12 protein-coding genes are annotated in these 12,172 nt (G+C 61.0%); 10 read left to right on the top strand and 2 right to left on the bottom strand.

Annotated features, from left to right (window positions below; translation table 11 throughout):
- Positions 1-230: hypothetical protein (locus V3572_RS14820; protein ID WP_332111796.1), on the top strand; the 230-nt coding region annotated here is incomplete at its 5' end.
- A 51-nt stretch (positions 231-281) separates the two neighbouring features.
- On the opposite strand, the gene V3572_RS14815 is transcribed toward V3572_RS14820, so the two are convergent.
- Positions 282-992 (bottom strand): hypothetical protein, encoded by a 711-nt coding sequence (locus tag V3572_RS14815; protein ID WP_332111795.1) that lies wholly within the window; start codon positions 990-992, stop codon positions 282-284.
- 683 nt (positions 993-1,675) lie between these two features.
- Entirely contained in the window at positions 1,676-2,968 is a 1,293-nt protein-coding gene (gene cbiE, locus V3572_RS14810) for a precorrin-6y C5,15-methyltransferase (decarboxylating) subunit CbiE (RefSeq protein WP_332111794.1), read from the bottom strand.
- 163 nt (positions 2,969-3,131) lie between these two features.
- Between cbiE and V3572_RS14805 the strand changes: the two genes are divergently transcribed.
- The 9 genes from V3572_RS14805 (at position 3,132) to V3572_RS14765 (ending at position 12,115) form a co-directional block, all read left to right on the top strand.
- Positions 3,132-3,539: a winged helix-turn-helix domain-containing protein gene (locus tag V3572_RS14805; protein WP_332111793.1), complete on the top strand. Its 408-nt coding sequence runs from the start codon at positions 3,132-3,134 to the stop codon at positions 3,537-3,539.
- Complete coding sequence (locus tag V3572_RS14800; protein ID WP_332111792.1) at positions 3,539-4,765, top strand: ABC transporter permease; 1,227 nt, start codon at positions 3,539-3,541, stop codon at positions 4,763-4,765. Before V3572_RS14805 ends, V3572_RS14800 begins: the two co-directional genes overlap by 1 nt.
- 276 nt (positions 4,766-5,041) lie before the next feature.
- Positions 5,042-6,379, top strand: coding sequence for a glutamine synthetase family protein (locus V3572_RS14795; protein WP_332111791.1), 1,338 nt, complete (start codon positions 5,042-5,044; stop codon positions 6,377-6,379).
- Positions 6,380-6,907: 528 nt separating this feature from the next.
- Positions 6,908-8,272 carry an ammonium transporter gene (locus V3572_RS14790; protein WP_332111790.1) on the top strand — a complete coding sequence of 455 codons (1,365 nt, stop codon included), beginning with the start codon at positions 6,908-6,910 and terminating at the stop codon, positions 8,270-8,272.
- A 10-nt stretch (positions 8,273-8,282) separates the two neighbouring features.
- Positions 8,283-8,624 carry a P-II family nitrogen regulator gene (locus tag V3572_RS14785; protein ID WP_332111789.1) on the top strand — a complete coding sequence of 114 codons (342 nt, stop codon included), beginning with the start codon at positions 8,283-8,285 and terminating at the stop codon, positions 8,622-8,624.
- 255 nt (positions 8,625-8,879) lie between these two features.
- Entirely contained in the window at positions 8,880-9,140 is a 261-nt protein-coding gene (locus V3572_RS14780) for a hypothetical protein (RefSeq protein ID WP_332111788.1), read from the top strand.
- Between the two features lie 164 nt (positions 9,141-9,304).
- Entirely contained in the window at positions 9,305-11,317 is a 2,013-nt protein-coding gene (locus V3572_RS14775) for a cation:proton antiporter domain-containing protein (RefSeq protein ID WP_332111787.1), read from the top strand.
- Positions 11,314-11,505 (top strand): hypothetical protein, encoded by a 192-nt coding sequence (locus V3572_RS14770; protein ID WP_332111786.1) that lies wholly within the window; start codon positions 11,314-11,316, stop codon positions 11,503-11,505. Before V3572_RS14775 ends, V3572_RS14770 begins: the two co-directional genes overlap by 4 nt.
- A 55-nt stretch (positions 11,506-11,560) precedes the next feature.
- On the top strand, positions 11,561-12,115 hold the full coding sequence (locus V3572_RS14765; RefSeq protein ID WP_332111785.1) for an HDIG domain-containing metalloprotein: 555 nt from the start codon (positions 11,561-11,563) through the stop codon (positions 12,113-12,115).
- Positions 12,116-12,172 lie beyond the last annotated feature (57 nt).

The following is a 12,172-nucleotide window of genomic DNA, read 5'->3' as shown; positions in this document are numbered from 1 at the left end:
ACAACTACCGCGTGGCCCTGCTCAACTCCAAGAACGCCTGGCGCATCCTGGGCCACCCTTTTGAAAAAGGGGGTTCCCTCCCGAACCCTCCCTCCCCGAAAACTTTTGGCAAGTATCCTTTGGCACGACGTTTCTCCGTTCCATCTTCCGCCCTGTTTAAGGAGCGACTTTCCTTAAGCCGAATGGACAGGCAATCACTACGGTTTCAAGGACCAGAAAAAATTGTCTGATATCGCATCGATTTGCCTAAATATGTGCTTTTTGCGATTACGATGTTAAATCTATGGTTCAGGAAAATGTGCCTCAACTTCATCTTTTACTACATCATACATTTTTATCTCATCATCTTGATAATAAAAAACTTTGCCATGGCTGTTTCCTGAGTCTGTTTTCATCGAACTTAAATGGCTTTTAATTCGTCCTCTGTCACCAATGAAAAATAGAGATGTCTCGCATGAACATTCATTTTCTAAGTCGGACAGCAAAACCTTTCCATACTTCTTCTCAATCGTGCGAAAGGCCTGGACTATCTTATTGTTTATTTGATTTGGCTTACAAGCCCAGCCTTTTACTTTATAAAGTTTTTTAAAATCCTTATTTGATTCAGCAATGTCATGCTGGATAGCAATAGAACGATTTATCCGTTGAGATTGATTACCGCTTGAGTCATATTTTGTGTGACAAGATTTGCATATGAACTTGAATGTGCTTGAAAGAGGAAGGTGAGCATTGAGTATTTTCTGTTCAAGTTCATTGAGATCAGGGATGCTTATGATATTTCCATTGACATGATCCATCAAGACACTTTCAATAATCTCTCGGCGGCCCTTCCCGTGGACATGGGCTGAATCGAGATCTGACTTTTTTCCACAAAAATCACAGATGCCCTTGCGATTGATTCGCTCTGTTCGAGTTAGAGAGTTTACGGCGTTTCTGATTCTTGGACCGATATAGTGATGAAACTCTTGTGGTGTTCCCTCAAAAGATGCCACTGTATTTCTCCTCCCTCTGTGTTTTGGAGACAAAATAGCATTCTTTTGACCAGTGTCAAATATTTTTTTCTTTTTATATTATCAAAAGTGATTTTACATCATCAAAGATTGCCTTTAACATTATTAAATTCGTCTTTTATAGTCTATAAGAGCAAATTTAAGACACCTGGGCACCCATTCGTCCTCATAATTACAAGACAATGCACCATCGCAAAGCCTTACTCATTAATTTTGATGAAGCAGGGTTCAAGATGATTTGGCGTCAATATTACATCATCGTCGATAAATAATATTTTCATCAGCCGCAACGTTCATATTTGTTGTTTTTGAAGTTTTGATGTCTTATTTTGACTCCAATAGCATGGATTGCAAAAATGAATAAGTGTCTTAAACAGAATTGAATGGAATTTTTAATCCATCACTCACAACACTGCTAACGTACGTCGCGCAGGTCATGTGCGCGCCTCTTCCTATAAACCGTGAATAACGTAGTTGCATTGTATACATAGGCGACGAGAGCCATCAGGAACTATCTCTTGCATGGCTGGGCATATGAATTCTTGCTGTTGACATGCCTCTGCCGGATGGTAGTCCCCGTTTGGGGCAGTTGTGCCATTTACCGTTGGTAGGCATATTTCCGCTGAAAAATATCCCGAATCTTGGAGTTTGTTGAAGAAAAGTTATTAACCTGGACTGTTGCCGTCAAAATTCGTGCTCATGGATCGTGAGGACGTTAGTTCCCCGCACACCAGGAACACGGGGTTGTCGGGGGAGAGGCGGTGGTAGCGGCCCAGGGGGGTTTCGCTTGTGGTTTGGATATGCGTGGTCTGGTTTTTCCAGGAGTGGGCGGCGAAGAAGGCCCGGGCCCGCTCCAGGGTGGCCAAAAGCGTGGCGGCCACGACCATGCGGCCGTTTGGTTTGAGGCGCTTGGCGGCGGCGTTCAGGATGTCGGGGTTTTGGGACAGGCCGCCGCCGATGAAGATGCGATCCGGATCGGGCAGGCTTTCGAGGGCGTCGGGCAGGGCGGCCAGGATAGGGGTGACGGTGAGGGCGCCGGTTTTCTGGATGTTGCGACGCAGGTGTTCGAACCGTCCCGGGTGTTTTTCCACGGCGAAGACGTGTCCTTCGGGGCACAGCATGGAGGCTTCGAGGGCCACGGAGCCGGTTCCCGCGCCGAGATCCCAGACCACGTCGCCAACGCGGACGCCAAGCAGGGCCAGGGCCACAGCCCGGGCCGGAAGCTTGGTGAACACGGTGTCGTCGCGGGACAGGGCCGCATCGGAAAGCCCCAGGGTCAGGGGGGTTTCCGGGGGCCTTACGCGTTCGAGGAAGACCAGATTCAGGGGCGAGAAGGCGTCGTCCGGAAGATTGGCGGCCACGGGAAGCGTTAGGGTGGTGTGGTTTTCATCTGCAAGCCCCAGGTTTTCAAAGACGTGCAGGGCAAAGGCGTCCCCGCCCCGGTGCAGCACGGCCCGGGCCAGGACGGACGGGGTGTTGACGGCGTCGGTATAGACAGCGGCCTGTCCGACCCGCATGAGGGCCTGGTACAGGGTCGTGTGGTCGCTGCGGCCATGCAGGCTGACGGCGGGGATGTCCTGCCAGGGTCTTGCCAGCCGCGCGGCCATGGCGGCCACGGCGGTCACGTTGGGGACGAAACGCAGGGTTCCCGGGGCGAAGCGGGAGAGCAACGCGCGGCCGATGCCGAAAAAAAGCGGGTCGCCGTCGGCCAGGACCGCCACCCGGCCGCCTGTGGCCCGGCGTTCGGCCAGGGTGTCCAGGATGGGGGCCAGGGGGGCGCGCAGCGGTATTTTTTCGGCCGGGTGCCCGGCGAAGGCGGCCAGGATGCGTTTCCCGGCGGCCAGCACCGTGGCGTTTTCCACACCGCCTGCGGCCTGGTCGGGGATATCCGGTACGCCGATGCCCACGCCGACAACGAGGAGGGGATGCGTCGTGTTGCCCATGGCGCTGTAGTACATGCCCGGACGGCCGGGGTCAAAAGCCCGGTGACCGCCGTTTTCCGTGAGGCAGGGGTTGATGTTTGCGTCCCGGGGCTTCCCGGGGTATGCAGGAAGATGAAGACCAATGCGCCTGGGATTCCCGATCCGGCGCCTAACTATCGCACCCTTAGCGGAGACCGGCATGCACGACATAATTCCCACCCAACGCCTGCACCTGTGGCTCGAATCCGGCCGTGACATGTTTTTGGGTCTTGGCCGCGTCCAGCTTTTGGAGCGCGTGGAGGAATTCGGTTCCTTGAACAAGGCCGCCCAGGCCATGGGCATGTCCTACCGGGCGGCCTGGGGCAGGCTGAAACGCTCGGAATCCGTGCTTGGCGCGGCCCTGGTGGAAAAGTCCGGCCCCAAACAGGGCTTTCGCCTGACGGAACTCGGGCGCGACCTTGTGAAGCGGTTCCGGGACTGGCACGCCGAGGTGGAGGCCTTCGCCCTGACGCGGGCCCGGCAGACCTTTCCCTGGCCCATCGAACCCTTTGACGAACCGTGTCCGGCGGATGTTCCCGGCGATCCCGAAAAACCCCGTCACGCCTGATGCCCTTAAGCCTGCGCATCGCCCTCTCCTCGCTCTCCACGCACAAGCTGCGCACGGTGTTGGCCATGCTCGGGGTCTTTCTGGGCGCCCTGGCCCTGACCGGCGTGCGCCACGTCTCCGAGGCCATGGTGCGCAAGGCCGAGATCGAGACGGAAAAGCTCGGTCCCAACCTGCTCATGGCCATGTCCGGCAAACTGCGCTTTTCCCGGGGCGACTCCCGCACCCAGCCCTCGCATAAAAACTTCAAGGTGTCCGACGCCCTGGCCATCATGCGCGGCCTGCCTTCGGCCGCGCGCGGCGTGCCCTACATCTCCAAGACCGAGCATATTCAGGCCGGAAACACCCGCGTGGCCTGCCAACTGGTGGCCACCTGGCCGGACTATCCCCAGGTGCGGGCCTTTGTGCCCGAGTTCGGGCGCTTCTTCACCCAGGAGGAAGAGGATTCCCGGGCCATGGTCTGCGTACTGGGGCGCACCATCGCCACCCGGCTTTTCGGCGATCCGCACCAGGCCATGGGCCAGCGCGTGTACCTCTACCGGGCGGGGCTGACGGTCATAGGGGTCATGGAGGAAAAAGGGGCCGACCTTTCCGGGGCTGATCAGGACGAGCAGGTCTTCGTGCCGCTTTCCACCCTCATGCGCCGCTTGGCCAACCGGTGGTACATCTCCGGCGTCTACATCCAACTGGCCGACGGCGCGGACTTCGAGGCCGCCAAGGCCGCCTCCGAATCCATCCTGCGGCGGCAGCACGGCGTGGGGCCGGGAACCCCCAGGCCCGATGACTTCTCCGTGCTCACGGCCAAGGACACCATGCGCCTCAAGCAGCAGGCCCTGGATCTGGTGCAGACCCTGGGCATCATCAGCTCCAGCCTGTCGTTCGCCGTGGGCGGGCTGGGCATCCTGTCCATCATGGTCCTTTTGGTGCGCTCGCGGCGCATGGAAATCGGCATCCGCCGGGCCGTGGGCGCGCGCCGCATGGATATCGTGCGCCAGTTTCTCATCGAATCCGGGGCCATGTCCTGCGTTGGCGGCGCGGGCGGCGTCCTGGCCGCCCTGGCCCTTTTGCTGGTGGTCTACCGCTTCGGCGACTTCCCCTATGTCTTCGATCCCTGGCTCATCCTCCAGGCCTTGGCCGGATCGGCCATCCTGGGCCTGGCCGCCGGGGCCTACCCCGCCTGGCAGGCCGGGTCCGTGCAGATCCTCGACGTGTTGCGCAACAAGGAATAGCCTTGGCCGACTCGGACCGCCCCCATGAGCCTGGCGGGACATCGGCGCAAACCGGGACAGACTGCGTCAAAAGACGGGAAAAAGAAAACAGGGCAACGGAAAATCGTTGAAATGCATGTTGTTAGAAACATATCTCGAAATATTTGTCACAATATTGTCAAATTTTACCATTTTATTCCCTTGCTTCGCAAAAAGAAAGTTTTTAAGAACCCCCACGCGCACATCGTCCGGTTTTCCAGTCCGGACCAAACCACACATTGACGGAGGAAGAAGAATATGGCGGTATTTAATTGCAAAAACGCTGATGACGTGCTCAAGGCAGTCAAGGACTACAATGTTTCGTTCGTGCAGTTCTGGTTCATCGACATCCTGGGCGTGCTCAAAAGCTTCCAGGTGACCCCGCGCGAACTGGAAGTCGCCTTCGAAGAAGGCATGGGCTTCGACGGTTCGTCCATCACCGGGTTCACCAAGATTCAGGAAAGCGACATGGTCGCCTTCCCCGACCCCACCACCTTCCAGTTGGTGGCCTGGCGTCCGTCCGACCGTCCCGTCGCCCGCCTGTTCTGCGACATCCGGCTTCCCGACGGCACCCCGTTCGTGGCCGATTCCCGCTATATCCTGAAAAAGATGGCCAAAAAGGCCGCCGACCTGGGGTACACCTACTATGTCGGCCCGGAACTGGAATTTTTCCTGTTCGCCAACGCCAACGAGCCCAAGATCCTGGACCTCGGCGGCTACTTCGACGCCCCGCCCCGCGACATGGCCAATGACGTCCGCCGCGACATCATTTTCGCCCTGGAGAGCATGGGCATCGCCGTGGAATACAGCCACCACGAAGTGGCCCCCAGCCAGCACGAGATCGACCTGCGCTACAACGAGGCCGTATGCATGGCCGACATGGCCATCACCTACCGCGTGGTGTGCAAGGAAATTGCCCGCAAGCACGGCTGCTACGCCTCGTTTATGCCCAAGCCCCTGTTCGGCGAGAACGGCTCGGGCATGCACGTGCACCAGTCCCTGTTCAAGGGCTCCAAAAACGCCTTCTTCGACGGCGCCGACCAGTACCACCTGAGCAAGGAGGCCAAGAGCTACATCGCCGGGCTTCTCAAGCACGCCCCCGAGTTCAACCTGATCAACAACCAGTGGGTCAACTCCTACAAGCGCCTGGTGCCCGGTTACGAAGCCCCGGTGTACATCGCCTGGGCCCGCCGCAACCGTTCGGCGCTTATCCGGGTGCCCATGTACAAGCCCGGCAAGGAAGCCGCCACCCGCATCGAACTGCGCAGCCCCGATCCCGCCTGCAACCTGTACCTGTGCTTCGCGGCCATGCTCGGCGCGGGGCTTAAGGGCATCGCGGACGGATACGAACTGGCCTCCCCCATCGAAGAGAACATCTTCAAGATGAGCGAGGCCGAGATGGCCTCCAAGGGTATTTCCTCCCTGCCCGGCAGCCTGCGCGAGGCCATCGACCATCTGGAAAAAAGCGCCCTGATGCGCGAAGTCCTGGGCGACCACCTGTTCAATGCCCTGCTCGACAACAAGAAGGCCGAGTGGGACGCCTACCGCATGCAGATCACCGAATGGGAAATCGAGCGCTACCTGCCCATTTTGTAGTCCGCATGAACCTGATCCGACATTGCCAGGCCGTCCCCTCCGGGGGACGGCCTTTTTCTTTTCGCCCGCCCCCTCGGCGGCGGCAAGGACGCAGCGCCCGCCCCGGGCGGCTACGCGCTGCTGACCTGTGGCGGGATACGCCGTTTTCCGAATGAGCGGCGGTCGTGTCGCCTCTTTTGGCTGGGCAGCCGTTTGCCGCCTCGGATCGTGCGGCGCGGACATTCGCCCGGCCCGTGCCCTTCCCAGCCTCGGGGGCGCGGCGTTTCCCCTGGCGCATGGCGCGGTTGCCCGCAGGCGGAGCCCTTTCAAACAAAAATGTAGGACGAAAAGCCACACTGGCTACGTTATTGTAGGAAACGTCGTCATGCTAAATAATTATCTTATTATTACAAGTTGTTACAGCTTGGCTTCATTCTTGCTTTTAATGGACTGTTTGAATGCCCGCGCGTATGCGGCGCGCGCCCTTCGGGGAGCGGCGTGTGGTGGCCCGGTTGAGCGGGAAAACAATTTTTCGAGGAGGTAGGGTTTATGAAACGGAGATGGACACTCTCCACAAAGGCGTTGACGGTCGTGGGTCTGTCGGCGCTGGTCGCGCTGGTTCTCCCCAGCGCTGGTTTCGCCCAGGATTCGGCGCCTGAATTTTTGTCCCAGCAAAACGGCAACGTCATGTGGACGCTCATTGCCGCCATCCTGGTCATGTTCATGCAGGCCGGTTTCGCCATGGTCGAGACGGGTCTGACCCGGGCCAAAAACGCCGGCAACATCCTGATGAAGAACATGTTCGACTTCTCGGCTGGAAGCGTGGCCTTTTTCCTGGTCGGCTTCGCGCTGATGTTCGGCGACGACATCGGCGGCTTCATCGGCTTTTCCAACTTCGGCCTGTCCGAGGCCAATACGGCCGACGCCGACGGCCTGTGGAAGTACACCTTCTGGTTCTTCCAGTGCGTGTTCGCAGCCACGGCCGTGACCATCGTGTCCGGGGCCATCGCCGAGCGCACCAAGTTCGTGTCCTACCTCTTTTTGAGCTTCCTGGTCACCGCCGTGGTCTATCCCATCTCCGGCCACTGGATATGGGGCGGCGGCTGGCTGTCCAAGCTTGACGCGCCCATGATCGACTTCGCCGGGTCCACCGTGGTCCACTCCGTGGGCGGCTGGGTCGCCATGGCCGGGGCGCTGGTTCTTGGACCGCGCATCGGCAAGTACACCAAGGACGGCGTGGCCCGGGCCATTCCCGGCCACAACCTGCCCCTGGTGGCCCTGGGCGTGTTCATCCTGTGGTTCGGCTGGTTCGGGTTCAACCCCGGCTCCACCACCGCCGCCACCGGCGCCATCGGCCTTATCGCCGTGACCACCAACCTGGCCGCCGCCATGGCCGCCCTGTCCGCCATGACCACGGCCTGGCTGCGCTACGGCAAGCCTGACGTGTCCATGAGCCTAAACGGCGTCCTGGCCGGCCTGGTGGCCATCACCGCCGGTTGCGCCAACGTCTCCCCCATGGCCTCGCTGATCATCGGTTTCGGCGCAGGCATCCTGGTTGTCCTGTCCATCGAGTTTCTGGACAAGGTGCTCAAAATCGACGATCCCGTGGGCGCCATCTCGGTCCATGGCGTGTGCGGCGCCTTCGGCACCCTGTGCGTGGGCCTGTTCGCCAGCCCGGACTTCGGCGGCACGGCAGGGCTCTTCTACGGCGGCGGCATCAGCCAGCTCATCACCCAGATCATCGGCGTGGGCGCGGTCTTCGTGTGGGCCTTCGGCAGCGGTCTGGTGCTTTTCGCCCTGCTGAAAATCACCGTGGGCATCCGCGTGACGGCCGAGGAAGAGCTCAAGGGTCTGGATCTGACCGAGCACGGCAGCGAAGCCTACAGCGGCTTCCAGATCTTCATCACCGAATAAGGGGGCTACCATGAAACTGATTATCGCCTACTTCAGGCCTGAACAGCTCAATGCCGTCAAGCAGGCCCTCTACGCCATAAACGTCCACAGCATGTCCGCCACCAACATCGCCGGGTCCGGACGTCAGAAGGGCTACACCGAGACCTACCGCGGGGTCATGATCGAGGTGAACCTGCTCAAAAAGGTGCGCATGGAAGTCGCGGTCAAGGACGAGAAGGTCGCCGAAACCATGGACGCCATCAGCGCCGGGGCCCAGACGGGCAAGGAAGGAGACGGCATGATCTTCGTCCTGGACATCGCCGACGCCCGCCGCATCCGCACCGGAGAGACCGGGGCCGCCGTCTTCGGATAACCGTACAACATCCCGCCAGAGCAAAAACCCGGGGTGGACGCCAGTCCCCCCGGGTTTTCCTGTCCTCCCGGGCGGCGGCGCAAGGTCTCGGCTTTGCGCAAAACCGGGGCCTCCCCGCCAGCCCGAAAGGACGCCGCCGCCTCCGGGATTTCCATTTTTGCGCCCGGAAAACATTTTACGCCCGCCCCGACCCGATGCTATGATGAATGAGTCCGCCATCCGCGACCGACAGACCCCTGCGGCAAGGAGCGTCCCGTGACCGTCGAATGGGAAAAGCACGACGACACCACCTATTTCATCAATCTGGCCAAGGCCCTCCTGGTGGCCGTGGTCTTTGACCGCATGGGCACGCCGGGCTGGAAGGTCCAGGTGGGCAAGCGGTCCCTCAAAGACAAGTTCGCCACGGCCGACGACGCCAAGAAGATCGCCCTGGCCTATGCCGAGCGCATCCTGAATCAGTGCCGGGAGGAACTCGAAACCATCAAGGCCTCCGAACACCCTCCCAAAAAGGCCTGATCCGGGGCCTTGGCGGCCGTCGGCGCCCGACGCGCTCCCGGGCCATAACCGAGTGTGAACCGTGCCCGCCTGCCGCCTTCCTGGCGGCGGGACTTCCCGTAGCAGCCCGTCGCCGCATGGCGCGCAGGCATTGACAACCTTTTTTCCAGGATGCCTTTTTTCCTATGGAATTCGGACTGCTCAAAGAAATCGTCGTCATCTTCTGCCTGTCCATCGGGGTCATCTTCCTGTGCCACAAGATCCGGATACCGGCCATCGTGGGCTTTCTGCTCACCGGAGTCCTGGCTGGGCCGCATGGACTGGGCTTTGTGGACTCGGTGCACGAGGTCGAAACCGTGGCCGAGATCGGCGTCATCCTGCTCCTTTTCACCATCGGCCTGGAGCTGTCCATCTCGGAACTGGTCAAGCTGCGCAAACCCGTCTTTCTGGGCGGCGCGGCCCAGGTGCTCCTGACCATCCTGCTTTTCGCCGGGGCGGGTTCCTGGCTGGGCCTCACCCCCGGCCAGGCCGTCTTCGCCGGGTTTCTGACCGCGCTTTCCAGCACGGCCATCGTGCTCAAGCTGCTTCAGGAGCGGGCCGAGGTGGGCACCCCCCATGGCCGCATCATCTTGTCCATCCTCATCTTCCAGGATCTGATCATCGTGCCCATGATGCTTTCGGTGCCCTTTCTGTCCGGCCAGAGCCAGACCGAAAGCTCCGCACTCCTGCTCATGACCGGCAAGGGCATCGGCGTCGTGGTCCTGGTCTTTTTCCTGGCCAGAAAGATCGTGCCCCAGGTGCTGGCCGCCGTCATGCGCACCCGCAGCAAGGAACTCTTTCTCCTGACCACCCTTGGCATCTGCATGTCCGTGGCCTTTTTGACCTCAAGCCTGGGGTTGTCGCTCTCCCTGGGCGCCTTCCTGGCCGGACTGATCATCTCCGAATCCGAATATTCCTTAAGCGCCCTGGAGGGCATCCTGCCCTTCCGCGACGTGTTCACCAGCCTTTTTTTCATCTCCGTGGGCATGTTGCTCAACATGTCCTATTTCTTCGCCCATGCGGACACGGTGCTTCTGGTCACGGCCGCCGTACTGGTGGGCAAAACCGTTCTTGCGGCCACGGCGGCCCGCATTCTGGGTTATCCCCTGCGCCCGGCCGTGCTGGTGGGCCTTTGCATCTGCCAGGTGGGGGAATTCTCCTTCATCCTGGCCAAGACCGGCCTGTCCCAGAACCTCATCGGCCCGGACCACTACCAGCTTTTTCTGTCGGCCAGCATCCTGACCATGCTGCTCACTCCCTTTTGCATCATGTTCGCCCCGGCCCTGGCCGACCGTCTGGGACGGCTGCCGTTTCTGGCCGCCGCCGCCGCGCCCTACCGGGGGCCGGCCCTGGAGGGCGGCCAACACCGCGACCTCACCGACCATCTCATCATCTGCGGCTTCGGCATCGGCGGCAAACACCTGGCCCGGGCCGCCAAGGCCGCAGGCGTGGACTACACCATCCTGGAGATGAACCCGGACACCGTGCGCGCCCAGGCCGCCAAGGGCGAGCCCATCGCCTACGGCGACGCCACGCACCCGGCCGTGCTCGAGCATGCCGGGATCCACACCGCCCGGGTGCTGGCCATCGTGGTCTCGGACCCCGTGGCCATCCGGCGCATCACGGATACGGCCAGAAAGACCAATCCGGCCATCCACATCGTAGCCCGCACCCGGTTCTTAAACGAGCTCGGCCCGCTTATGGAGCTTGGGGCCAACGATGTCATTCCCGAGGAATTCGAGACCTCCATCGAGATCTTCACCCGGGTCATGACCAAGTACATGGTGCCGCGCATGGAGATCGAGAAGTTCGTGGAGGAGGTGCGCTCCGAGAGCTACGAGATGCTGCGCAACCTGGACATCCAGAGCGAACCCATGGACGCCCTGAAAAAAGGCTTCACGGGCCTGGACGTCAGCGCCATGACCGTGGAGGAAGGGTCCGTGCTCGACGGCAAGACCCTGGAGGAAACCGAACTGCGCCGCACCCACGGCCTGACCGTGGTGGCCGTGGGCCGCGCCGGGCAGGTCTTCGCCAACCCCGACGGCACCCTGCGTTTCGCCGCCGGGGACGTGGCCTACGTGTTCGGCCCGCACGGCGACATCACGGCCAAGGCCGGGCTGTTCGCGGCCAGGCGACGTTCCTGGGAGGCCCCGGCGTGAACGCCATCTTCCAGGTGATCCAGAACATTTTGCGCCGCAAGGAACAAAAAAACGTCTGCCCCCATTGCGGCCGCCCCCTGCCGCCGCGCGACGGGCTGGACTCCCCCGACTCCACGGGCGCCCAGGACTCTGACGCCGCCCGCTGCCCGTCCTGCGGCCACCCCCTTTCCGGCGGCCACACGGGCTGAAAAAGCGCCGCCCCGCCATACGAACACCCGACCACCCGCACCACAGGAGCCCGCCATGATCGACCACGCATCCGCCCTGACGCTTCTCGCCTCCCGCAACCCGGAACGCCATCTGGTGCATCACGCCCTGGAGACCGAGGCCATCATGGCCGCCATGGCCCGGGAGCTTGGCGAGGACGCCGAACTGTGGGGCCTGACCGGGCTTTTGCACGACCTGGACTACCCCGACACCAAGGACGATCCCGCCCGGCACGGCCTGGAGTGCGCCGCGCACCTTGCAGGCAAGCTGCCGCCCGAGGCCCTGGCCGCCATCGCCGCCCACAACAGCGAGCACACCGGCGTCATGCCCGCCGCCCGCCTGGACTATGCGCTACGCTGCGCCGAGTCCGTGACCGGCATGATCTCCGCTGCGGCGCTGATTCGGCCCACGAAGATGGAGGGGCTGGCCCCCAAGAGCATCAAGAAGAAGATGAAGGACAAGGCCTTTGCGGCGGCGGTGCGGCGGGAGAATATTTACGAATGCGACAAGGCGGGCATGGAGCTGGACAGGTTCCTGACCACGGCCATCGCCGCCATGGCCGCCATCGCGCCCGAGGTGGGGCTGGCGTAGTCCCCTTGTCAGTTTGATGAACGGGAGAGGGCGCCGCCCTCTCCCGAACCCTCACCC

This window comes from Desulfolutivibrio sp. (genome assembly GCF_036584575.1).
GTDB lineage: Bacteria > Desulfobacterota > Desulfovibrionia > Desulfovibrionales > Desulfovibrionaceae > Desulfolutivibrio.
Note: the sequence above shows the minus strand (reverse complement) of the source record. Positions and strands in the feature narration are given on the sequence as shown.

Excerpts from the sequence above, each read along its gene's own strand:
- cbiE (WP_332111794.1), bottom strand. The coding sequence starts at position 2,968 with ATGTACTACAGCGCCATGGGCAACACGACGCATCCCCTCCTCGTTGTC.
- V3572_RS14805 (WP_332111793.1), top strand. The coding sequence starts at position 3,132 with ATGCACGACATAATTCCCACCCAACGCCTGCACCTGTGGCTCGAATCC.
- V3572_RS14800 (WP_332111792.1), top strand. The coding sequence starts at position 3,539 with ATGCCCTTAAGCCTGCGCATCGCCCTCTCCTCGCTCTCCACGCACAAG.
- V3572_RS14795 (WP_332111791.1), top strand. The coding sequence starts at position 5,042 with ATGGCGGTATTTAATTGCAAAAACGCTGATGACGTGCTCAAGGCAGTC.
- V3572_RS14790 (WP_332111790.1), top strand. The coding sequence starts at position 6,908 with ATGAAACGGAGATGGACACTCTCCACAAAGGCGTTGACGGTCGTGGGT.
- V3572_RS14785 (WP_332111789.1), top strand. The coding sequence starts at position 8,283 with ATGAAACTGATTATCGCCTACTTCAGGCCTGAACAGCTCAATGCCGTC.
- V3572_RS14775 (WP_332111787.1), top strand. The coding sequence starts at position 9,305 with ATGGAATTCGGACTGCTCAAAGAAATCGTCGTCATCTTCTGCCTGTCC.
- V3572_RS14765 (WP_332111785.1), top strand. The coding sequence starts at position 11,561 with ATGATCGACCACGCATCCGCCCTGACGCTTCTCGCCTCCCGCAACCCG.